The following is a 21,727-nucleotide window of genomic DNA, read 5'->3' on the forward strand; positions in this document are numbered from 1 at the left end:
TCTTCCTCATCACCCCATCACCCCATCACTTATTCACTTCTTCACCTCCTCACCAAACAGCTTCACTTTTACACGCAGGGCGAGCAAGCCTTTCACGCCTTGCAGCTCTTCCAGCTCCAGCTCCTCAATCTCTTCTTCCAGCATGCCGCGGTCTTGCAGGTAGTCGATGTAATCGAGGTACTCCACGGCTTCCCGGGTCTGGGCATACACCATGGCAATGTGGCCGGGCTGGGTAAGCCGCTCGCCCGTGCCCAGCACAGTAGCCTTGTCGATGCGCTTCTTGATGATTTCGTAGCGGATGTTGTAGGCTCCGTCCACGTCGAACTGGCGCTCATCTTGCCGGAAGCGGATACTTAGCGACTGGCCGTGTACGAGAATAAGCTGGGTGGTATCGAGCGGCACGGGCAGCTCATCCTTAATGGCGGCGGTGCGCCGGGTGATTTCCACCATGGTAAGCAGCTGCCACAGCCGCATATTTTTCAGAAACACCAGGTCAAAAGGCTTATCCTGCACCAGGGAGCTGCCCACGTAGATGTTGAACTCCACGCCATCGGTTTTGTAGCGCTGGAAGTAGTGCGGGAACATGCGCTGGGCCTTCTCCTCCTCCTCGTCGAGGTAGTCGCTGATTAGCTCATTGAGCGTGGTCACGCTTTGCTCGAAGTCCTTGCGGCGCTTGTACAGAATGCCCAGCCGGGGGTCGATGTTGTCCCAGTACCTGGTGATGACGGGCCGCAGCTCGGGCGTGTTCTGTGCCAGGTACTCGAACAGCGGCTCTACCTCAATTTTCAGCGAGTCGTAGATGTTAACTTCATCGCCGGTGAGCATGCCATTGCGCATGCGCTGCAAGTGCTTTGAGATGTAGAATTTTAGCTCATCGAGTATGGGCAGCTCCTGGTATTCGGAAGCCTTTTTCAGCACCTTGTTGGCCAGGGTGAGGTGCTCAATCAGGTCGCCCTGAATGGCCTCGTTGCGGGCCGTGCTGCTGCCGCGGATGTCGCAGGAGCCATGGAGCGGGTACACATCCTGAAACACGATGTCTTCCATCTCGGCGGTGCGGTTGCCTTCGTCGAGCCGGGTGAGCAGGTTGCGGGCCGCATCGGTAAAGCGCCATTCCATGGTAGGGTGAATGGCTGTAAACTTCTCCTTGATAACGGCCTGAATGCGGGTCTGCAAGTCTTCGGCATTGCGCTTTACGGCCACGGCAAACAGGGGCACAAACTGGTTTACCAGGTCCATGTCGAACTCGTCGAGGGCCCCAATCTCAGGCGAGCCCAGCTCCAGCAGGCCCACGGTGTCGTTGCCATAGGGCAGCAGGGCCAGGATAGCCGAGTGAATGCCCAGGGCCAGAATCTGCTGGCGCAAGTCGTCGGGAATGCCGTCGTCGGTTGCCACGCTTTTAAGCACGAGGGGCGTGCGTTCCTCCAGCAGCCGGGCGTAGATGCGCTGAAAGCTGCTTTCCGCGTCCTGGTGCTGAATCTGCTTGGTGAGAAAGCTGTGGTTAATTTTCCGGCCAAAGTCCACAAAGGCCCGCTTCTTCTCGTCGTAGGCCGCAATGCCCAGCTGCAGCGAGGGGCGCCCAAACAGCACCCGCAGCTTTTCCTGAATCTGCTCGAAGCGGGCGGGGGTTTGCAGCACGTCGCGCTCCAGCAGGTCGTACTTGAGGCTGGACAGCACCTCTTCCTCGGTCACATCCACCAGGTGAATGATGTTGAAGCCTTCGAGCTCGAAGTGCTTGGGTGGCAGCAGCTCCAGCCAGAGCTCGGGCCGGTGGCGGTTGTGGGAAAGCTGCTCCAGCTGCTCATCCGTCAGCTCGGGCTTTTTGCCCACCACCTTCACGCTCACAAACGACGAGTCCAGGGTCAGGCCATAGTGCCGGTACAGGCCTTTGCTGTAGTCGGGCACGGTAAAGATGATGGCACTCATGGGAGGCAGCTCGGCCCCGTACACCCGGTGCAGGATAAGCTGGTATGCTACCAGAGTCAGGTAGCGCTCCATGGTGGGCATGTCCAGGTTCAGGGGCTGCTTGATGGTGCGGTCCTTGCCCAGCATTACATCCTCAAATTTGGGCGAGGCGTAGAAGCTGCGCCGCTGGAACGGCCCCACCACCCCGCTGATGTCGTTTACAAACGAGGCGGGGGGGAAAATGGCCAGCATCAGCGTCTCAATCAGGTCGCAGTTGCAGTCGAGCACGCTGTGGTCGAGCAGGGGGCCCCGGCACCAGGGGGCTTGCGCTACTTGCTGCCCAATGGCGCGGGCCATCAGGGCCATGCTGGTGTTATCGGCCTGCTCCCGCTCCTGCCAGTAGGCAATCAGGGGCTCCAGGCTGAGCGTCGACACGAAGGGTACGGTGGTAAGGGCAGCCGGCGCGGGAGCATCGCGGGCTGCTTTGGAAGCGGTTTCAGCAGACATAGAGGCGTAAGGAGCACGTGCCGCTTCAAATGTAGCGGTCAGGGCTAGCCTCATATACGGATGCAGAGCGGTTGTGGGCTATCGGCCGAGCGTGATAACTACCGGCTGCTGATTGGTTTCGGTGGTGTCGTAAGTCTGACCGTTCACCTCCGCGGCTTTGCGGCTGTTGCGGTAGCAGGTGCAGCAGCCGTCGGCCTCGAACGCGCCCTGCAGGGCAATGTTGCGCACGCGAAAGCGACGCAGCATCCGGCTGCGGTCCCGAAACTGCAGCTCGTACTCGTAGCGGTGCAGCTTGAGGTTGGTGGCCGCAGCGAAAGGAGCAGCGTTATTCAGAGTAATCGGCTCGCCGGCCTGGGCCGCCGGCCGGATAAAGCCGACGGAGTCGCGCGGGGGGCGGGCAGCGGTGGATAGCGGCAGGGCAAAGCGCAGCATCCACACGGTATCGACCTCGCTGCTGCGGAATGCCAGCGGGTTGGCGCCGGTGTCGTCGACCAGAAACTTAAAGTAGAAGGCGTCGGCCTGGCTGTCCTGGCAGTCGCAGACGTTATTGGCGCAGCAGCCGGCCAGCAGGACAGTGCCCAGCAGGGTGCTGAGGTAGAAGCGTAGGGAGCGAAGCATAGGGGGCCAAAGATACGGCCCGGGCTTACTGTCCTTCGGGGCGGGCCGACGACGACAAGGTGGGGTTCTCCACAGTGCCGCCGGCCATCAGCAGGGGGCGCAGGCGCAGGGAGGCGGTGTCGAGCTGGGGCCGAATCTGGGCCAGGGCGTTGCGCATGGCAATGATGTCGGCCAGCCGGGGGGCGTCGCTCTGGGAGTAGCCGTGGTACATGGCCACTTTCACCTTCGACGTTCCGGTGCCCGTGTAAGAGCCCAGAATGTTGCCATCGGCATCGGTTACCTGCACTTCGGCCTGCAGGGTGGTCTGGTACCACTCCAGGGGAATGCCAAACACGCTGGGCAGCAGCAGGGTAGCCATCTGGAAGGCTTGCAGGCCCCGGCCCAGGCGAATGGTGTTCACCTTTTTAACTACAAAGCGGGCATAGCCATAGGCAGCCGAGTCGGTGGGCTCGGTCAGGTTGACACGGCACTCCTGCTTAAACACCGCCAGCGGGTCTTCGGGCAGGGCGCCGTCGTTCATGGCCAGGGGGCCCTGGTCGGCGGTTACTTCCACCGCCGGCAGGCGGTTGGCAATGGCGGCCGAGGGCGTGTACTTCATCGTCGGCTTCATCGACACGCAGGCAGGCGCCAGCGCTAGCAGCGACCAGGCAAAGGCAAAGCGGATAACGGTGGAGTGAGTCATATGAGTACCGCGAAATATTGGTTAAATACAGTTTCTGTTCGCCAAAGTTCAGAAATAGAGCGTTCAGAAGGGTTTATGGCCGGTTTAAGTTCAATTTACAAAAAATTATTGTAACCAAGCAAAACAGCCCATCCCTGAGTCGATTATTTGGCCTACAAGGTTGCCTTTAAAATTGAAAAATAGAAGGGAATAACATCATTATGTGAGGTGAGGCTGTTTAGCAAGCCTGAAAATTCACTATTGGCCGTCCTGCTTATCTGGTGTCCGCTTGGCTAGCCTCTTGCCGGCGGCAGTAATTCCCTTTTAACTGGGGCTACGCCCGTGGTAAAGATGCTTAGCCTCTTCCTGCGGCTCCGCGGACCCAGATGAGCATGATGTTCTAACGGCTTCCCGGACAGCTTGGGTGAAAAAGATGCGATGAAAAAAAGCGGCCGGCGAAAATTACTTCGCCGGCCGCTTGGGGTTCAATTGCTCCGTAAGCAACTTACTTAAACGTGTCCTTGGTGTCGACCACTTTTACTTCCGTTACGTTGAGTTTGTAGCCGGCCACCTGCTCGTCTTCGGCCAGCACCGGGGCCGGCAGGCCTTCGCGCACAGCCTTGGAGTAGCTCATGGGCACGGGCGTGTTCTGGCGCAGGGCCTCGGCCAGGGCCTGGGCCTCGCTGTCGTCGGTCACAATGGTGACGTACATGTTTTGCGTCTGCCAGTGCTTTTTCAGGGCCTGGTTCACGTCTTCGCGGGTCAGCTTGGCCAGCTGGGCGTCGAGCTGGCTGAGGTAGTCGTTCAGGCCATAGAACTTGGAGTCGAGCAGATAGCCGAGCTGACGGGACGGAGTGGTGGCGTAGAGCTTGGTGTAGGAGCGCAGGAAGGTGCGCGTCAGCTCGAAGTCTTCGGCGCTGAGGCCGTTCTTCACCAGGTTGTCCATCTCGCGCAGGGCCAGGCGCAGGGCAAAGGCGCCCTGGCCTACTTTCAGGTCGCCCATGTCGGCGGGGTACTGCTTGCGCAGGCCTTCGGCGATTTGCACGGGCCGTATCCAGATGCTGCTGTAGTTGGCGCGGCGGGGCACGCCGGGCAGGGGCAGCTGGTTCTGGCCGCCGGCCTCGTACCACTCAATGTAGCTGTAGTCGCCGTAGTTCATCGAGCGCGTGGTGCGGATTTTATCGTAGAGGCGGCCGTAGCTTTTGCGGTGCTCGCCCAGGTAAGAGTTGGCTACCATCAGGGCTGCGAAGTCGGGCAGGTTGGCGCGGGTGATGGCCAGCGGGAAGCCCGCGTAGATGGCCGAGCCCAGGGCATTGGGCTGGCTGATGATTTCCACCTGCACGCCATTGGGCGCGGTAACATTCGGAACCACCGGCCGGGCCGTGGTGGTTTTGGGGAGCTTTTCCAGGTCGGCCTTCAGCCTGGCCAGGTAGGAAGCCGGGTAGTTGCCGGCAATGCCAATGGTGAGGTTGTCGGCCCCGAAGGCCGAGGTGTAGTAGTTGCGCACGTCGTCGAGGGTGACGCTGCGCAGGCCCGGGGCCGTGCCCCGCGTCAGGTGCTGGTAGCGGGTGCCGCGAAACAGCAGGTCTTCGAGGGCAAACTTGCTGTAGTCTTCGTCGGAGGAGGAGCGCACCACCTGCTCCACGTAGTTGAGCTGGTTGGACTTCAGGCGCTTGAAGTCTTCCTCGCTGAAGGTAGGCGTGAGCATGAGCCCGGTGAGCACCGGGTAGAACTTCTCCAGGTGGTCGTGGTGAAACTCGAAGGTGAAAGTGGTTACCTCTTTGTCGGTGCGGGCGTAGTAGCTGGCGGCCAAAGGGTACACGAAGTCCTTAATCTGGGCAGCCGTCATGGCCTTGGTGCCGCCTTCCGTTACCAGCTGGGAGGTGAGGTAGGTGAGGCCCTCCTTGCCCACGGGGTCGGCGGCCGAGCCGTTGCGGAAGCGCAGCTGCACCACGATTTTGGAGGCGCGGGGCTGGCGCAGCTCAACTACGTCGGCTGCGCGTAGCTGCAGCAGGGGCGCTGCGGCCAGAGTAGCAGCCAGGAAGAAGCGGGAAAATGTCTTTTTCATGAGGATAAAATGAGCTTCTCGGCGGCGTTTACTTAACGGGGGAGGCTTCGCCGGGCGCAATGGTGCCCACGGTGAGGTGGTCGGCCACGAAATACTTTTTAGCTACGGCCTGCAGGTCGGCAGGCGTCACCTGGTCGTAGAGGGCATACAGGCGGTTGAGCGACTGCGCATCACCGGTCAGCCAGATGTACTGGGCCAGGGTGTTGGCTATCTGGTCGGGGCTGTCCAGGCTCAGGGCCAGGCCGTACTTGGCGGCCGACTTGGTGTCGGCCAGGCGCTTGGCATCCACCGGTGTGGTTTTGAGCTGCTCCAGGGCTTTGGTCAGCTCGTCGCGCACGTAGGGGATGTCGTCAGCTTTCACCACCGAGGCCTGCACCGAAATCAGCTGGGGGTCGCGGGTGAAGTTGGGTGAGCCGCCAATGAAGCGGGCTTTCTGCTCCTTCACCACCAGCTTTTCGTAGAGCGGCGAGTTTTCGGCCGTCATCAGCGTCAGCAGCAGGTCGAGGGCGGGCAGGTCCTTGTCTTTGTCGGAATAGGCCGGCCCTTTGTAGTTCAAGCCCAGGAAAGGCGGGAAGTTGGCGTTCTGCACGTGGGCATAGCGCGTGCCCTTCTGCTCGGGCTCGGCCTCGATGCTGGGCTGGTAGGAGCCGCGCTTCCAGTCGGCGAAATACTTTTTGGCCAGGGCGTTTACCTCGGCCGCCTTCACATCGCCCACCACCAGCAGGGTGGTGTACTCGGGGCGGTAAAACCGGTCGAAGAACTGCTTGGAGTAGGCGTACTGGTTGGGCATGTCCACGATGTCCTTGAAAAAGCCCATGGTGGTGTGCTCGTAGGTGTGCTTGTCGAAGGCTGTTTCCAGGGTCTTCTCATACAGCTGGGTGTAGGGCGAGGCCGAGTTCTTGGTGTACTCGCCCTTCACGGCGCCGGCTTCGGCCTTGAAGTCGTGCTCGGCGTAGTTGAGGCGCTGAAACCGGTCGGCTTCCACCTCAAACATCTTGTCGAGCATGCGGGCGTTGCCGGTCATGGTGTACACCGTGCGGTCGAGCGAAGTGTTGGCGTTGGCCGAGGCGCCCAGGCTTTTCAGCACCTGGTCGTACTTCTCCTTGGGGTACTTGTCGGTGCCCCGGAACATAACGTGCTCGAAGAAGTGGGCAAAGCCGGTGTGGCCGGGCTCAACTTCATCGCGGGAGCCGGCCCGCACCACCAGGTAAAACGCGGCCAGTCCCGGCGAGTCGAAAGGAACCGTCACGACCTTCAGGCCATTGGGCAGGGCACTTTGCTCGATGGGGTAGGGGAAGGCGGCGCTGGGGGCCGGGGCTTTGGCTTTCTGGGCCACTGCCGCCGGGGCGGAGGCAGCGAGCACGGCAGCCACGGCAAGCACGGAGCAAAGCCGGTGTTTCATAAAGAAGCGGGTTAAGAACAGAATGAAAAAATGCCGCGGCTGAACAGCCGCGGCATGCCAAAGAAACAGGGCAAACGCCGAAGTTGCACCCCCAGGCCCTCGCCCTGGGCAGGGCATCAGCCCCATAGAGCTTAGCCGCAGGCCCAGGCCCGGGCTTCCTCCACATCGGTGAAGGTGCGCAGCTCGAAGGGGAACTGTTGCTCGGCCGCCTGCTGGGCCTGGCCAATCAGCAGCTTGTTGAGCGGGTCGACGGCGTCGAGGCGCGCAAAGCGCCTCAGCCCGGCTGCTACCAGCAGGGGCAGTATTTCCTGGCCTATCCATTCCAGGTCGGAGGGGCGCACCGGGCCCAGCAGGCGGTCGTCGGCAACCCAGCCGCTGATGCGGTGTTCCTGGGCCAGCTGCGCGGCCTCCAGGGTGGCCTGCCGCAGCACCGGGCTGCTGATAAAGCCTTTCCACTCGGCTTCTATCGCACGGGAGGCGCCCTCGTGCAGGTAAAGGTTAAGGTAAGGGTGTGAGGCCAGCAGCTGCATGAAAGGAATAGTTGGAATTAAAACCAAACCAGCAGGCCGTCGCCAAGGTTTTGTTGGCAGGGGCTGGCAAGACTTGGAGCGGCAAGTAGGCGAATATTTCGGCTGTCTGGCGTCAAACACCAGCAAAAAGCACGGGCGGCAGCCGGGGCTAACGCTGTCGGCTCCCGGTGCCGGGGCTTCCGCATACGTGAATGAAGCGGGCTCAGTAACGCTTCAGGAGCGTAAACAAACGCCGGCCGCGCACCATAGTAGGCATACCGTCGGGGCTGGTAGTAAAATTGGCGGCGTACAGGTGCAGGGTGTCGCCGCGAAACACGAAGCCCATGGGCCGGCTGTGTGGCGTTTGCGGGTCGAGGCGGATGTTGTCGATTTCATTGCCCGGGCCACCCGCGAAATCCGTGACGACGGAATAGCGCTTAAAGCCTTTCAGTCCTTTTATGCGCCCATCAGCCGCGAATTCCAGCTGGGCGGCACGGCCAGCGAGTCGGCGCCGGTGTAGCGGCCGGCGAAAAGCAGGCGCTGCACGGCATAGCTCAGGGCCTGCAGCTGGCTGCCTGGGACGCTGGAAGTACGCTTAAAGCTTAGCTGCTCCCGGGCTTGACGGTTTTTGGCGTAGGTGGTCAGGTGCAGGGTAGTATCGCGGGCAGTAGCCTCATAGCTGAGCTCGGTGAAGCTGCCTGGCAGCTCATAGCTGCGGTAGCTCGTGGGCAGGGCAGCAACCTGCCGGCCCGGTCGGAAATACAGGGTAAGGGTGGCGCCTTCGTGGTTGGCAAAACCGGCGTTGAACACCAGGCTGTCGCCGGTACGGGCGGCGGGGTTGAGGTGAAGCTCGGAAACGGCGCCCACCAGGCCGGCTGCCTGCAGCGGCGACCTGGTTTGCTGCACGGCCTGCAGGTAGCCGGCGTTTACCCAGGCACCACGCAGCACCGGGCCAAAGCGCCGGGCCAGGGCTTCGGCCTGGGCCAGGGCCGGCGACGCCGCGGCTACAGGGGCTTCAGCCGCGCTGTTGGCCGTTTCTTCCGACTTCGTGGATTGGCAGCCCGTCGCCATCAGCAGCAGGCAGGACCAGGAAATAAAGGCAGGGCGCTTCATGGAGGCAGGTAGTTGAAGCCGCAAGAACACGAAACAGGACGACATAAGGAACCAGCCGGGGCCTTATGAACAAGCCAGGCAAAAAGCTTATGCGCGGGCCTTTGCCATTTTGTTTACCCGGGCGGCCAGTCCGGCCGTCAGCTCGCGCTGCTTGAAGCACAGGGGGAAGGGAAAGCCCGAGCGAAAGGCCCGCACCGTCACTTCGGCGCACACACGGGCATCGTCCAGGGCGTCGTGGTGGTTGAGGGCCAGCCCAAAATGCTCGGCCAGGTTGTTGAGGCGGTGGCGCTGCAGCTGGGGCCAGGCAGCCTTGGCCAGCTTCACCGAGCAAAGGGAGCGGAAAGCCGGAAGGCTCAGCTCGAAGTCGCGGCAGGAGTGTTCAAGCACGCTCACGTCGAAGGCTGCGTTGTGGGCCACCACTACCTGCCCGTGCAGGCGCGGCAGCAGCTCGGCCCACACCTCGGCCAGGGTAGGGGCGCCGTGCAGGTCGGCTTCCGCAATGCCGTGCACGCTGTAGTTGATGCCCGACACGCGCACTTCACGGGGGCGCAGCAGGGTGTAGTAGGAGTCGGCAATCTCGCCGCCGCGCACCTGCACCACGCCAATGGCGCAGGCGCTGGCGCGCCGCTCATTGGCCGTTTCGAAGTCGATGGCCGTGAAGTTCAAGTCGGCCAGGGCGCGGGTAAATGTTGCTTCCATGGGATAAAGTTAGGGGTAGTGGCATCGGTTCTAAACCGCTCAGCCCCACCCCCGGCCCCTCCCCTGCGGGGGAGGGGAGCCTGGCGTTTATTGATGGTCAGTTAATTATGAGTGGGTTGTGTGCGAAATGAATTTCGATTAGTCGAGTTTTCCATTCGCTTAAATCTACTGATTCGAGCCCGTGTTGTCGGCTGTGCAGCATACCTGGGGCAGCTGGTAGTAGCGGGCCAGCACGCCGTTGATGGTGCCTTCGCAGCCGGGAGTGAGGTCGATATCGAAGTCGGTGAAGTTGCCGCAGCGGTTGAGGGGGGCCAGCACCCGGCCGTGGCGCAGGTGCAGCGCTGCTAGCGTAATGGTGGAGGCTTTGGCCTTGCTGGCTGCCAGCAGCGCGGCGTTGCGGGCCTGCATCTGGGCCTCATAAGCCGGGGCGGTGGTCAGCAGTTCCCGCCAGGCCAGGCGGGTGTTGCCACTTACAAACAAGGACAATAGCAATAGGGGAAGTAGCCAGTGGTGGCGCCCTACCCAAGCGGGCCGTTTGAGCTGCTGCGCCAGGAGGTAGCCCAGGGCCGCCGTCGATACCAGGCCAACCAGCACCATCTCGTTAAGGGCCCGGTTCAGTGGGGTGCCAATCAAGGCGACAAACAGCAGAAACCCGCTGCCATTGAGCGCGGCATAGGCCAGTGCCAAAGCCCACCACTGCTTCTTTGCCAGCCGAAGCCGGGACGTAGCCGGCCGCTGCCAGCCCAGCTGCAGACCCAGGAGCAGGGCGGCCAGCACGCTGCCGCTCACCACGGGGCTGGCCAGAAGCTTCAGAGCCGAAAGGGCCGTGCGTGGCAGCAGGAGCAGCAGGCGGTGAGCGGCCGAATCGGTGGGCGCCATGGCTTCGGCCCGCACCCAGTTGCCGGGAGCAACGACGGCAATGCCTGCGGCAATGCTGCCAATGAGCACCCACAACAGCCAGGCCCGGCGGGCTTTGGAGGGCAGGGCCCAGCCCAGGGCGGCCAGCACCACGGCGGCCTGCACCAGCAGCAGCTCGTTGCCGGTTATGGCCAGCACCAGGCAGGCGGCTGCGGCCAGCACCGGGCTGGTTTTCATGGTGCTATGCTCCCAGCCCAGCCGTAAAGCCAGGGCAGTAAAGCAAAGCAGGGCCAGGTGGGGCAGCTGATACACCAGGGCCCCGGCAAACCAGTACAGAAAGGAAAAGGGGGCGGGCATGGCATTGCAGGCCAGGGCCAGCAGCAGCCCGGCCGGGGCCAGGGCTTCCGTCCAGGAGCCCGGCGCATTTCGGCCGAGGCGCAGCAGCGTGCGCCACAGCCAGGCCAGGGCGGCCCAATGCGCCAGAAAAAACAACGCGGCGGTTACTTTCACCCCATCGAGCCAGCCATAGGCCACGGGGTTGAGCACCGTCATCAGGAAGGTGGAGGTGAAGCGGCCCGTCCAGGTGAGGTAGGCCCAGCGCTGCACGCCCAGCACGCCATGTTCCCGCATCCAGTAGGCGTTGCGGTAGTCGTCGAAAAAGGGCTGGTTGAAAGCGCAAAGCAGCAGGAAGGGCAGCAGCGCGGCTGCAATGCCCACCCACATGGCTACCCGTTCATGCTGCGTCTGGACTTGCATGCAATCAGAGGCCGGCGAGCTTGCGGGCGGCTTTCACCAGGGCCAGCTCGGCCTGGCCGGCGGGTGCCTGGGCGGCATCCAGGGTGGCGCGGGCGGCTTTCTGCCATTCCGGGCTTGCAACGGCTCCGCGCTCGAACTGGATAAGGCGCTCCAGCAGCAAGGAGGCCACGGCCGCGAGGTTGGTCGACAAGGGCGCGTACTCGCGCAGGGTGGGGTTGAGTATTAAGAGCGGCTGCAGGCGGGTGTCGTTGGCTTGCCAGAGCAGCAGCTGCTTGCGCAGGTCCAGCAGCTGCCGACGGCTGGCCGGGGTGCGGGGTAGGGGCGAGCCGGCTCCGGTCAGGCTGTCGACGGTAGCTGCAAAGCGGCGGGCCACTTCCGACTCGGCCGGGGCGGCATCAACCAGTCGGTTGAGTGGCGTTTGGGGGGTGTAGAACATGCCCTGGCGGTGGCGCTTGTACTCTTTCACGGGCTCCAGTACCTCGGCCAGGGTGCGCAGGGGCACCACATCGTAGGCGCCGGCCATCTGCCGCAGCAGCTGCTCGGGGGCTTTGCGGTGGCGCAGGCCCAGTGCTTCCAGGTAGGCGGAAAAGCCGTTCAGGCGGCGGTACATATCGCCTACATCCTGGGTAGCGGCCTGGGGCGACCACAGCCGCTCGGCCACCACGGCAGCCCGGGGCCAGATGCGCGAGTCCACGATGACGGAGTCGGCAAACTCGCTCCACATGGCCGCCTCGCCGCCCAGCACCAGCTGCTGCTGCTCGGGCGTGAGGGTGCTACCAATAGGTATGGGGTCGGCGGCGTAGTGGGTGGCCGCGCTGTAGTTCAAATCCAGGTAAAAGCCTTCGGACAGCAGGGCGGGGTGGCCCTGCTTCACGGCGTCGACCAGCCACTTCTTACCGCGCCAGCTTTGAATCACGGCGTCTTTTGGCAGGTCGGGCCCGAGAATCTCGTCCCAGCCCACCATGATTTTGCCCTGGCGCTGCAGCATGGCCAGGATGCGCCGGTTGAAGTAAGTCTGCAGCTGGTGCTTGTCGATGGTTTTGCCATCGGCCTTCACCATGCCTTTCTCGCGCATGAAGGCCACGATGCGCGGGTTGCGCCGCCACTGCCGCCCGTCGTTCTCGTCGCCGCCAATGTGGAAGTAAGGGTCCGGAAACAGGGCCGTCATCTCGGTTAGCAGCGAATCCAGCAGGGTGTAGGTCGTTTCGCGGGTAGGGTCCATGGCCACGTTGGCCAGGCGCCAGCTTTGGTACACGGCATAGGTCGAGTCGTTGGACGCCAGGCGGGGGTAGGCCGCAATCCAGGCGATGGAGTGGCCGGGAATGTCGAACTCGGGCAGCACGCGAATGCCGCGGGCGGCGGCGTAGGTTAGCACGTCCTTTACTTCGGCCTGGGTGTAGTAGCCGTCGGCGCCGCCCACTTCGTGCAGGCGGGGCAGCAGGCGGCTTTCCACCCGGAAGCCCTGGTCGTCGCTCAGGTGCCAGTGCAGCACGTTCAGCTTCACGGCGGCCATGGCGTCGAGGCTGCGCTTGATTACGGGCACGGGCAGGAAGTGCCGGGCGGCATCCATGAGCAGGCCCCGCCAGGCAAAGCGCGGCCGGTCCTGGATGTCGACTTCGGGCAGGTAGCGCTGCTTTTTCTCGGCCACGGGCAGCTGCTGCAGGGTAGCCAGGGCCCGTAGCACGCCCAGGCTGGTAGGGGCGTCGATGCTCACGCCCATGGGCGTCACGCGCAGGCTGTAGCGCTCCTCGTCGAACTTTTCGGGCAGGCCCAGGCGGCCGTAGCGAATTTGCAGCACCGGCCCGCTGGCAGGCTGGGCGGGGCCTTGCAGCAGGGCAAGGGTGCGCAGTGCGGCCTGGCGCACGCTGGCGTCGGCGCTGGCGTCGAGCTGCAGCTTCAGCGGCGTTTTCAGGCTGAGGCGGCCCTGGCCCCACTTCATTTCCGTGGGAACCGGCATGAGGTGGTGGGCCGGCTGGGCTACGGCCGGTCCGGCCAATAGTAGCAGGGCCATTTTCACGCAGTGTTTTGCTAACGCCTTCCTGCGGCTCACGGGGTTAAACCGCAGTGTTCCGCTGTGTCGTTTCAGAACATCACTGCGGAACACTGCGCAAGCCACCGCGAAACACTGCGTGAAAAAACTCATATCAATCCCCTGGCCTTAAATTCCAGGTATTTGTTGATGGTATTTACCGTTAAATCCTGCGGCGCCGTGAGCAGGGAGTAGATGCCGTAGCGCTGCAGCTCCAGCACAATCTGCCGCTTTTCCTGGGCAAATTTCTCAGCTATGGTTTGGTTGTATACGTCCTCGGTGCTGCTGGCGGGGGCGTCGAGGTAGGCGCGCAGCTCGGTGTTTTCGAAGAACACCACCAGCAGCAGATGGTCTTTGGCCAGGCGCCGCAGGTAGGGCAGCTGGCGCTGCAGGCCGTGCAGGGTTTCGAAGTTGGTGAACAGGATGAGCAGGCTGCGCTGCTTTACCTGGCTGCGCACGCGGGTGTAGAGCAGCTCGAAGTCGGTTTCCAGGTAGCGGGTTTTCTGGCGGTACAGGATTTCCAGCAGCTTGAGCAGGTGGCCGGGGCGGCGGTCGGCGGCCAGGGCCGCGCCGGGCCGGTTGGAGAAGGTGATGAGCCCGGCCTTGTCGTGCTTGAGCAGGGCGATGTTGCTCACCACCAGCGTGGCGTTGATGGCGTAGTCGAGCAGGCTGAGGCCATCAAAGGGCATGCGCATCACCCGGCCCTTATCAATCAGGCAGTACACCTGCTGGGCGCGCTCGTCCTGAAAGTGGTTCACCACTAGGGCGTCGGCCGCGCCGGTGCCGGCCCGCCGCGCCGTGGCCTTCCAGTTGATGCTGCGCGGGTCGTCGCCGGGCACGTAGGGCCGGATTTGCTCAAACTCCATGCTGTGCCCCACGCGCCGGATGCGCTTCACGCCCACTTCCGTGAGGCGGTTGTGGATGGCCAGCAGCTCGTACTGCCGCATCTGCAGAAAAGAAGGGTACACCGGCACGGTGCGCCCCTGCTCGTAGCGGAAGCGCCGCCGCAGTAGCCCCAGCGGCGAGGCCGCGTAGATGTTGAGCGACCCGAACTCGTACTCGCCGCGCTTGACGGGCCGCAGCTGGTAGTGAATTATCTGCGTCTGCCCCGGCTTGACGGCCGCCTCAAACAGCACGTCGCGCCGCTGAAACTGGTGCGGTATCTCGTCGATGGTTTCGGTCTGAATGGGAAACCGGTAGTGGTTTTCGAGGTAGATGCGAATGTCGTTGTCGGAGCCGTTGGCCAGCTTGTCGCCCATTACCCGCCGCCCGAACACCGGCGCGGCCTGGCCTTTCACGGGGGCGTAGAGCAGCACGGCATCGAGCAGCGTGAGGGCTGTCAGCAGGCCCAGCACGATGCGCATAGGACCCAACAGCCACGGCAGGAAAAAGGCTACCGTGAAGCCGAGGATGAGGGTAGCCAGGGCGAGGAAGAAGCGGCGGGTGAGGAAGAAAGACAATTAAAAATTATGAATTAAAAATTAAAAATTAATTTCTTTTTCCGGAGCCTTCCGTGAGGACAAAATAATGGCCGCAAGTATTCGCTTTAACTCATCGGCGTCCTTTAATAATGATTCTGCAAGCCTGGGCTCAATGCATTCGGTATCCCGCAACAGTCGAAGCCAATAGTGGGACTCGCGAGCCTCTTTGTAGGCGATGCCGCATTTGGCAGCAAAGTCGCGGCGTGAGAATCCGCCAATTGCTTCTTCTACATTGGCGCCAATTGAAGTACCACAGCGCAGTATCTGGTCGGCCAGAGGACGAGGCTGTTTGTTTTTTATTAAGAGCTTGTACAACAGAACTGAGCGTTTTGAAAAAGCATAGCTCTTCACCAAAACCACATTCTCCTCTTTCATAGCCCCCAATTTTTAATTTTTAATTCATATTTTTTAATTTACCCTAGCGCGGCACCTCAATCGTCTGCACAATCTGCTTCACCACCTCATCCGGCGTGCCGCCTTCCATCTCACGCTCGGGCGTGAGCATGATGCGGTGGCGCAGCACGCTGGGGGCCAGGAACTGCACGTCTTCGGGCGTCACGAAGTCGCGGCCGCGCAGGGCGGCCAGGGCCTTGGCGCCGTTGAGCAGGGCCAGGGAGGCGCGGGGCGACGCGCCCAGGTATAGGGCCTTGTGCGCCCGCGTCTGGCCCACCAGCTTGGCGATGTACTCCAGAATGTTGGCTTCCACGCGCTGCCGGCGCACCTGCTGGCGCAGCTCGCCCAGGTCGGCGGCCGAGAGGATGGGCTGCACGGCGTCGAGGTTGGTGCTGCCGCGGCCGGCGTGGTGGCCCTGCAGAATCTGTACTTCCTCAGCGGTGCTGGGGTAGCCCACGTGCAGCTTGAACAGGAAGCGGTCGAGCTGGGCCTCGGGCAGGCGGTAGGTGCCTTCCTGCTCCACGGGGTTCTGGGTGGCCAGCACCAGGAAAGGCTCCTTCATGGTGTAGGTGGTGCCGTCCTGGGTTACGGTGCGTTCCTCCATCACCTCAAACAGGGCCGACTGCGTTTTGGCCGGGGCGCGGTTGATTTCGTCAATCAGCACCACGCTGGCGAAGATGGGGCCGGGCCGGAACTCGAAGCCCGACTTGTGCTGCTGAAACACCGAGGTGCCCAGCACGTCGGAAGGCATAAGGTCGGGCGTAAACTGAATGCGGCTGAAGGGTACTTCCAGGGTGCGGGCCAGCAGCTTGGCCATGAGGGTCTTGGCCACGCCGGGCACGCCTTCGAGCAGTATGTGCCCATCGGCAAGGATGGCCGTGAGCAGCAGCTCCAGCAAATCTTGCTGGCCCACAATAATTTTGCCTATCTCCTGCCGGATGGCCTCGGTGCGGGCCGTGAGCCGGGCAAAGTCGGTGCGGGGGGCGAAGGTGGATTCGGGCTGGAGTTCGGGGTTTTCGGGTTCCATAAGGGGTGTTCAGCCCCACCCCCGGCCCCTCCCCTGTGGGGGAGGGGAGCCTGACGGGATAGGCGGAAGTTGAAGTGAATAAGCAGCCGTATGCTCAAGGGGAGATAATCGACTGGAAAATTAAAAATCAGGGTAATCAGAAAAATCAGCGGTAATCAGCGATTATCGGCGGTTGGCTTCGCGGCGGAACTCGCTTAGGGCCTTGCTTAGCTTCAAGAGCTGCTGGTCGTTTATGGTAGGGGCGCTGCGGGCGAAGTTCACCTGGCGCAGCAGCTCATCCAGCCGAGGCCGGGGCAGGCCGGCTTTCTGGCTGAGCCGCTCGCGGAAGGCTTCGTCGTTGAGGTCGGGGCTGGGCTCCTGGAAGCGGGTGCGCAGGTAGTCCAGGAACAGGCCCACCTTCTTTTCGGCAATGAGGGCGTGGTTGCTGCCCTGGCGGTAGAGGCCGGCCACGGTGCGCGTAAACAGCAGCGTGGTATTGGGCAGGGGCCTGATGGTGGGAATGATGCGCTGCCGGCGGCGGGCATACACGGCCACAAACAGCAGCGTGCCCAGCAAGGTGAGGTAGTAGGCGGCACGCAGGGCATCGTGGGCAATGAGCACGCGCAGCAGCGACTGCTCGCCAATGGGGCCCTGCTTCTGGTACTCGTCCCACCAGCTGCGGCGGGCGGGCAGGTAGGCCAGGGCCCCGGCGGCAAAGCCCGTGGTGCGGGGCCGCAGCAGGTAGTAGTTGCTGAACGCCAGGGGCACCGAGCAGATGTAAAAATGCCCCTGCCCGGAATCCAGGCGCACGTACACCGGCCGGCCCTGGGCATCGGTGGCCAGGGTGCGGCCCGCCCTCCCGGCTTTCACTTCGATGCGGGAATTGTTGTCGGTGCCGGCCAGGCGGTAGCGGGACCGGGCCAGGGCGGGGTTGGTGAATTGCAGCGTCACGGAATCGGCTACGAACTGCTTTTTGGCATTGCGCTGCGTGGGCAGCTCTACCTGGGTGATGCTGAAACCCAGCGTGTCGCTCAGCCAGCTGCGGTAGCTGCGCAGGCGGGAAGTGGCAATGAATACGTCGTTGCCGCGGTGCACATGCTGCAGCAGAGCCCGCGCATCGAGCTTGCTGAGGTCGAAGTCCGGGCCGACGAATACATAGTTGGCGGCAACGTCCCGCAGGGGAATTTCGGTGCTTTCCTGCTCGCTGGCGTGCAGTAGTTGTTCCCGCCGCCTGGCCTCGGCATCCGGTATAGAATCCGGCAAAACTAGCGCGCTGCTGTCGGAGGCTTCAACAATGCTGCTCTCAGCGTCTTCTTCTGCTTCTGAGCTTGCCCCGGTATCCACCTGGCTGAGGCCCGTGAGCTGGCTGTACACGGGCAGGCGCACAACCTCCACGGAGTCGGTGCCGAGCAGGCGGGGCAGCTGGTCGTAGAGGGCGAAGGTGCCGTAGGGAATCTTGTCCTTGTTGGCCAGGGTGGGCGTCCAGTCCAGGGGTTTGGGCCGGTTGTACTCCAGGGCCACGTAGGCCGCAAACAGCAGGCCCATGCCCAGCAGGTAGAGGCGGAAGGTGGTGAGCTGGGGCATCAGGTGGCGGGCTGGGAAAGGGTAGCGGCACGCTGGCCGGTCAGCTGCGCAGCCACTTGGTGCTGGTCGGCGCGCACCTGCTGGTACAGGCCCAGGCTCAGGCGCAGCTCGCCATACCACACGTACTCAAACTGCCGGGTGGCCTCCCGAAACGCCTCGCGCAGGCTGCCGGCCCGCAGCTCGGTGAGGTAGGTGTGGTTGGTTTTGTCGGGCTGCCAGCGAATCAGGCCTTGGTCGGTGAGCAGCTTCAGCAGCTGCAGGTAGCCCAGGCGGGTGGCCAGGCGGAAGTTGCCGGCTTCCTCGGCCTCGGCAATGCGGCTGCGGAAGTCCACCTCGTGAATGTTCTCGCCCTCGGTGTCGTAGGCCAGGCCGGCCCGGCGTGGTCCCCGGCCCAGGGCCGCGCTCAGGTCTACCTGCAGCAGCTTGAGCACGGCAAAAACGAGCGTTACCACCACTAGGGCATACAGCAGGTAGTTGGTGGTAACCCGGCCGGTGGGGGTTTCCCGCAGGCGGTTCAGCCAGCGCCACAGCCGGGCCCAAAGGGCGTCCCAGAAGCCGGAGCTTTCTTCGGCCTCCTCGTAGCGGAACTCGCGCTGGGCCGCCAGCTCCCGCAGCCGGGCCTGGTCGGGCTGCCGCGCGGGCAGCGGCGTGCTGCGGTCGGAGGGGAACGGGGCAGCAGAAGCCTGGGCCAGGGCCGGGCCGGGCACCAGCAGGGTAGTCGCCGGCCACATTACCGCCAGCCACAGCACCACCCACCCCCGCCGGATGGTCCACGAAAAAAAGGCTTTCAACTTAGGCAAGAGCAACGGATAGGATTCAGGAATACAATGGGGGGAGTTTTTTTAGTTGTCAGTTGTCAGTTGTCAGTTGTCAGTTGTCAGTTGTCAGTTGTCAGTTGTCAGTTGTCAGGATTATACTAAAGTCAATTTTGTAAGAACAACCTGACAACTGACAACGAGCAACTGACAACTAATACCCAAAAAACTAGTACTCGCCTTCTTCATCGGGCCGGAAGGCCGCGTTGCTTACCTGGGGCGCCGGAGTTTGGCCCAGGCTGTTTACCAGCTGCTGCAGGCCCACCCCGTCTTTGCGCTCCACCAGGTTGAAGTACTGAAAAGCCAGCGCTATCAGCGGGAGAACCATGGTAAAGACCGCCCCGATGGCATAAATGCTGGCCGTCACGACGCTCAGAACAGGAGAGTCGAAGCCGGGAATCTTGAGCATCTGCACCAACATGACGCCGTACATCGGAATGGCAAAGAGGTAGGCGATAAAGCTTTGAATGAAGGTAATTACCATGTAAAGCCCCAGGGTCGACCACCACTTGCCCCGGACCAGGTAAAAGCTACGCCGGAGGGAAGTCCACACATCCGCGTCTTCCAGCAGCATGGCGGGGAAGTACATGGACAGGCATACCATGGCCCACATCATAAAGCCAAACACCAGAAAGGACAAGCCTACGCCTAACAGGATTGGGCCGACGTCGCCGCTTCGCATAAGGGGGGCCAGGGTGGCAATAATGACTCCGAAGCCGCCCAGGAAAAGCACCGCTGCCAGCCCCCCCAGCATCAGGGTCCCCAGCACCACGCGCCCCAGGCGCGGGCGGATGTACTGCCACACCTGAGCCGGCTGTACCGGCTCGGCCGCCGGGGTATCCATACGCAGGCGGATGTAGGCGTATACCGTGGTCGATAGCAGCAGGAAAGCCACCGTCAGGCCGATGGTGGAAAGGCCGCCGCCTACAAGCGCATTCATTCCCATAGAAGAAACTGCATTGCGGTTTGGGCTGCTGCCCGCCGCCGGAATCAGGGCCGTCAGGTTATTGAAAAGCAGGCCCATGCCGATGCCGCAGAGCAGCGCGGCCGGCAGCACGAAATACGCTACGCACTTCAGCAGCGGCCGGAACTGCGCAGTTAGAAACTCAAACGTGGCGCTGACCTTGGTTCCAAAGTCGCGCTCCCGACGGAATTCTGCTTCGTGGATAAATTTTGCAGCCATAAAAAGGTCAGGTGGAGCCGCCGAAAGCGGGGTTAAGTAGGGAAATCAGAAAACTAACGCACGCTCAGCGGGGCTTCATCGGCGCTGGGCTGCCGCCGCTGCAGCTGCCGCGGGTACACAATAAAGTACCAGCCAATAAAAGCGGCCGAGCCGCCAATGATAAGCAGGCTGGCATAAAGCGGCATTTCGGTGTGGCGCGTCACAAAGCCTTCGAGGAAGCCGGCCACTACAAAGATGGGCACCAGCCCCAGGGCCAGCTTCAGCCCGTCGCGGGCCGAAGCCCGGAAGGACTCCTTGCGGCTGTAGGTACCCGGAAACACCAGGCCCCGGGCCATAACCAGGCCCGCGCCCCCCGCCAGGATGATGGCCGAGATTTCCAGCGTGCCATGAATCCAGATGGTGAGCAGCGAGGCCTTGAGCACGTGGTACTGGTAGAAGAAGTACTGAAAAGCCCCCAGCATCACGCCGTTGCGAAACAAGGAGTAGATGGTGCCCAGGCCAAAGGTAGCCCCCAGGGCAAAGGCGGTAAGGGCAACGTAGATGTTGTTGAAGGTGATGCCCAGAAACATCACTGTTTCGTCGTGGCCCTTGTACACAGCCATGGGGTCGCCGCGGCGGATGTTGGCAATGGTCTGGTCCACGTAGGCGTCGCCCATCACCACGCGCACAAACGACTCATCGTAAGCCGCCGACAGAGCCCCCACCAGGCTAAAGAGCAGAAACACCACCGCTGCCAGGGCCAGCGTGGCATGGTGCCGGGCCACCAGCAGGGGCAGCTCCACGGCCCAGAAATAGCCCAGGCGCTGGCTGCCCTCGGGCTTGTTGGTGTACAGGCGCTGGTGCAGCTTGGCCGTCAGTCCGTTGAGATAGGCCGTGGTGGGCGAGCCCGGGTAGAAAGTCTGGGCGTAGGCCAGGTCGTCGGTGAGGGCCACGAAGCGGGCGGCCAGCTCATCGGGGTGGCGGGCCGGCTGCTGCTCGTACTGCTGCCAGCGCTCCTGGTTCTGACGCAAAAAAAGGGCTTCCCGCATGGCACGTAGTTGAAAGGCTTAAAGGTAAGCAGCCACTGGTATCCATTGTAGACTTAAGCTGGAATTGCAAAAGTCCGTTTTGCCCTTATATTTGTACTATGTCCGCCAAGGTTTCCCGCCGTTATTACCGCTACGCTTATTACGCACTGCCCCGGTGCGAAGCGGCCCTGGCGTGGCCCGGCTAACCCCGGCCCAACCTGTTTGCAAAACCTGCAAAAGCCTGCTTCCCACCCGGAGGCAGGCTTTTTTATTTTTCTCCCAACCCATTTTTTCTTCAGCTTTATGAAAAACGCCGCATCCCTCGCCCCCTTCATGCCCCTGCAGCAAGACTATACCGCCTACACCGCCGACGACCGTTGGGTGTGGCACACCCTGTTTGAGCGCCAGCTGCAGGTGCTGCCCCAGGTGGCCTCCGCCCGCTTTCTCGACGGCATACCCCGCGTAGGCTTCGTAGCCGACAAGATTCCCGACTTCGACGAGGTAAACCCGCGCCTGCTGCTGGCCACGGGCTGGCGCCTGGTGGCCGTGCCGGGGATTGTGGACGACCGCACCTTTTTTGAGCTGCTGGCGGCCCGGCAGTTTCCGGCCACCACCTGGCTGCGCACCCCGGCCCAGCTCGACTACCTGGAGGAGCCCGACATGTTTCACGACGTGTTTGCCCACGTGCCCCTGCTGACCGACCGGTTCTTTGCCGACTTCCTGCAGCAGCTGGGCGTGCTGGCCCTGCGCTTCCTGCACCACGCCGAAGCCGTGGAGCTGCTGGCCCGCCTGTACTGGTTCACGGTTGAGTTTGGCCTGATAGCCGAGGCCGGCGGGCTGCGTATCTACGGGGCCGGCATCCTGTCGTCGGGCGGCGAAACGCGCTTCTGCCTGAGCGAGGAGCCGCGTAGGCAGCCCTTCGACGTGGCCGAGGTGCTGGCCACGCCCTTTGCCAAAGACCGGTTTCAGGAAGTGTACTTCGTCATCGACTCCTACGAGCAGCTGGTGGCCGCCGTGCCGGTGCTGGAAGCCGAGCTAAGCCGGCAGTTCACTGCAGCAGTGGCAGCAAGCTGCTAAGCTGTATTTTTCGGGGCGGCTTCTGCTTTGGCAACCAGCGGAGCCGCAAAAGCCGCCCC

General features: G+C 62.5%; 19 protein-coding genes. 1 reads left to right on the top strand and 18 read right to left on the bottom strand.

Annotation, left to right across the window (positions count from 1 at the left end):
- Positions 1-33: 33 nt before the first annotated feature.
- From ABD919_RS22050 to ABD919_RS22135, 18 genes are all read right to left on the bottom strand, one after another.
- Positions 34-2,409 carry a GAF domain-containing protein gene (locus ABD919_RS22050; protein ID WP_345238253.1) on the bottom strand — a complete coding sequence of 792 codons (2,376 nt, stop codon included), beginning with the start codon at positions 2,407-2,409 and terminating at the stop codon, positions 34-36.
- 78 nt (positions 2,410-2,487) lie between these two features.
- On the bottom strand, positions 2,488-3,027 hold the full coding sequence (locus tag ABD919_RS22055; protein WP_345238254.1) for a hypothetical protein: 540 nt from the start codon (positions 3,025-3,027) through the stop codon (positions 2,488-2,490).
- Between the two features lie 25 nt (positions 3,028-3,052).
- On the bottom strand, positions 3,053-3,709 hold the full coding sequence (locus ABD919_RS22060; RefSeq protein ID WP_345238255.1) for a hypothetical protein: 657 nt from the start codon (positions 3,707-3,709) through the stop codon (positions 3,053-3,055).
- A 484-nt stretch (positions 3,710-4,193) separates the two neighbouring features.
- A complete protein-coding gene (locus ABD919_RS22065) occupies positions 4,194-5,756 on the bottom strand; it encodes a M16 family metallopeptidase (protein WP_345238256.1) in 1,563 nt (520 codons plus the stop codon).
- Between the two features lie 28 nt (positions 5,757-5,784).
- Positions 5,785-7,158: a M16 family metallopeptidase gene (locus ABD919_RS22070; RefSeq protein WP_345238257.1), complete on the bottom strand. Its 1,374-nt coding sequence runs from the start codon at positions 7,156-7,158 to the stop codon at positions 5,785-5,787.
- Between the two features lie 131 nt (positions 7,159-7,289).
- The gene (locus ABD919_RS22075; protein ID WP_345238258.1) at positions 7,290-7,688 is read right to left on the bottom strand and encodes a hypothetical protein; all 399 of its coding nucleotides are present in this window, start codon (positions 7,686-7,688) and stop codon (positions 7,290-7,292) included.
- A gap of 202 nt (positions 7,689-7,890) precedes the next feature.
- The gene (locus tag ABD919_RS22080) at positions 7,891-8,013 is read right to left on the bottom strand and encodes a hypothetical protein (RefSeq protein WP_345238259.1); all 123 of its coding nucleotides are present in this window, start codon (positions 8,011-8,013) and stop codon (positions 7,891-7,893) included.
- 110 nt (positions 8,014-8,123) lie between these two features.
- Entirely contained in the window at positions 8,124-8,780 is a 657-nt protein-coding gene (locus ABD919_RS22085) for a hypothetical protein (RefSeq protein ID WP_345238260.1), read from the bottom strand.
- Between the two features lie 87 nt (positions 8,781-8,867).
- A complete protein-coding gene (locus ABD919_RS22090) occupies positions 8,868-9,479 on the bottom strand; it encodes a 3'-5' exonuclease (RefSeq protein WP_345238261.1) in 612 nt (203 codons plus the stop codon).
- A gap of 165 nt (positions 9,480-9,644) precedes the next feature.
- Complete coding sequence (locus ABD919_RS22095; protein WP_345238262.1) at positions 9,645-11,093, bottom strand: DUF6056 family protein; 1,449 nt, start codon at positions 11,091-11,093, stop codon at positions 9,645-9,647.
- A gap of 4 nt (positions 11,094-11,097) precedes the next feature.
- Complete coding sequence (locus ABD919_RS22100) at positions 11,098-13,104, bottom strand: beta-N-acetylhexosaminidase (RefSeq protein WP_345238263.1); 2,007 nt, start codon at positions 13,102-13,104, stop codon at positions 11,098-11,100.
- Between the two features lie 128 nt (positions 13,105-13,232).
- Positions 13,233-14,582: a DUF58 domain-containing protein gene (locus ABD919_RS22105; protein WP_345238264.1), complete on the bottom strand. Its 1,350-nt coding sequence runs from the start codon at positions 14,580-14,582 to the stop codon at positions 13,233-13,235.
- A gap of 21 nt (positions 14,583-14,603) precedes the next feature.
- Positions 14,604-14,978 carry a four helix bundle protein gene (locus ABD919_RS22110; protein WP_345238265.1) on the bottom strand — a complete coding sequence of 125 codons (375 nt, stop codon included), beginning with the start codon at positions 14,976-14,978 and terminating at the stop codon, positions 14,604-14,606.
- Positions 14,979-15,021: 43 nt separating this feature from the next.
- The gene (locus tag ABD919_RS22115; protein ID WP_345238266.1) at positions 15,022-16,023 is read right to left on the bottom strand and encodes an AAA family ATPase; all 1,002 of its coding nucleotides are present in this window, start codon (positions 16,021-16,023) and stop codon (positions 15,022-15,024) included.
- A 162-nt stretch (positions 16,024-16,185) separates the two neighbouring features.
- On the bottom strand, positions 16,186-17,586 hold the full coding sequence (locus tag ABD919_RS22120; RefSeq protein ID WP_345238267.1) for a DUF4350 domain-containing protein: 1,401 nt from the start codon (positions 17,584-17,586) through the stop codon (positions 16,186-16,188).
- A complete protein-coding gene (locus ABD919_RS22125) occupies positions 17,586-18,377 on the bottom strand; it encodes a DUF4129 domain-containing protein (RefSeq protein WP_345238268.1) in 792 nt (263 codons plus the stop codon). The genes ABD919_RS22120 and ABD919_RS22125 overlap by 1 nt, the downstream gene beginning before the upstream one ends.
- Before the next feature lie 193 nt (positions 18,378-18,570).
- Positions 18,571-19,584 (bottom strand): DUF7847 domain-containing protein, encoded by a 1,014-nt coding sequence (locus tag ABD919_RS22130; RefSeq protein WP_345238269.1) that lies wholly within the window; start codon positions 19,582-19,584, stop codon positions 18,571-18,573.
- A 53-nt stretch (positions 19,585-19,637) separates the two neighbouring features.
- Positions 19,638-20,612, bottom strand: coding sequence for a stage II sporulation protein M (locus ABD919_RS22135; RefSeq protein ID WP_345238270.1), 975 nt, complete (start codon positions 20,610-20,612; stop codon positions 19,638-19,640).
- 282 nt (positions 20,613-20,894) lie between these two features.
- Here ABD919_RS22135 and phhA point away from each other — a divergent pair, with 282 nt between their 5' ends.
- Positions 20,895-21,668, top strand: a complete 774-nt coding sequence (gene phhA / locus ABD919_RS22140; protein ID WP_345238271.1) for a phenylalanine 4-monooxygenase — start codon at positions 20,895-20,897, stop codon at positions 21,666-21,668.
- The last annotated feature ends 59 nt before the right edge of the window (positions 21,669-21,727 follow it).

The sequence above is a fragment of the Hymenobacter saemangeumensis genome, assembly GCF_039541835.1.
Classification (GTDB): Bacteria; Bacteroidota; Bacteroidia; order Cytophagales; family Hymenobacteraceae; genus Hymenobacter; species Hymenobacter saemangeumensis.

Coding starts and splice junctions, on each gene's coding strand:
- ABD919_RS22050 (WP_345238253.1), bottom strand. CDS start 2,409: ATGTCTGCTGAAACCGCTTCCAAAGCAGCCCGCGATGCTCCCGCGCCG.
- ABD919_RS22055 (WP_345238254.1), bottom strand. CDS start 3,027: ATGCTTCGCTCCCTACGCTTCTACCTCAGCACCCTGCTGGGCACTGTC.
- ABD919_RS22060 (WP_345238255.1), bottom strand. CDS start 3,709: ATGACTCACTCCACCGTTATCCGCTTTGCCTTTGCCTGGTCGCTGCTA.
- ABD919_RS22065 (WP_345238256.1), bottom strand. CDS start 5,756: ATGAAAAAGACATTTTCCCGCTTCTTCCTGGCTGCTACTCTGGCCGCA.
- ABD919_RS22070 (WP_345238257.1), bottom strand. CDS start 7,158: ATGAAACACCGGCTTTGCTCCGTGCTTGCCGTGGCTGCCGTGCTCGCT.
- ABD919_RS22075 (WP_345238258.1), bottom strand. CDS start 7,688: ATGCAGCTGCTGGCCTCACACCCTTACCTTAACCTTTACCTGCACGAG.
- ABD919_RS22080 (WP_345238259.1), bottom strand. CDS start 8,013: ATGGGCTTCGTGTTTCGCGGCGACACCCTGCACCTGTACGCCGCCAAT.
- ABD919_RS22085 (WP_345238260.1), bottom strand. CDS start 8,780: ATGAAGCGCCCTGCCTTTATTTCCTGGTCCTGCCTGCTGCTGATGGCG.
- ABD919_RS22090 (WP_345238261.1), bottom strand. CDS start 9,479: ATGGAAGCAACATTTACCCGCGCCCTGGCCGACTTGAACTTCACGGCC.
- ABD919_RS22095 (WP_345238262.1), bottom strand. CDS start 11,093: ATGCAAGTCCAGACGCAGCATGAACGGGTAGCCATGTGGGTGGGCATT.
- ABD919_RS22100 (WP_345238263.1), bottom strand. CDS start 13,104: ATGGCCCTGCTACTATTGGCCGGACCGGCCGTAGCCCAGCCGGCCCAC.
- ABD919_RS22110 (WP_345238265.1), bottom strand. CDS start 14,978: ATGAAAGAGGAGAATGTGGTTTTGGTGAAGAGCTATGCTTTTTCAAAA.
- ABD919_RS22115 (WP_345238266.1), bottom strand. CDS start 16,023: ATGGAACCCGAAAACCCCGAACTCCAGCCCGAATCCACCTTCGCCCCC.
- ABD919_RS22120 (WP_345238267.1), bottom strand. CDS start 17,586: ATGCCCCAGCTCACCACCTTCCGCCTCTACCTGCTGGGCATGGGCCTG.
- ABD919_RS22130 (WP_345238269.1), bottom strand. CDS start 19,584: ATGGCTGCAAAATTTATCCACGAAGCAGAATTCCGTCGGGAGCGCGAC.
- ABD919_RS22135 (WP_345238270.1), bottom strand. CDS start 20,612: ATGCGGGAAGCCCTTTTTTTGCGTCAGAACCAGGAGCGCTGGCAGCAG.
- phhA (WP_345238271.1), top strand. CDS start 20,895: ATGAAAAACGCCGCATCCCTCGCCCCCTTCATGCCCCTGCAGCAAGAC.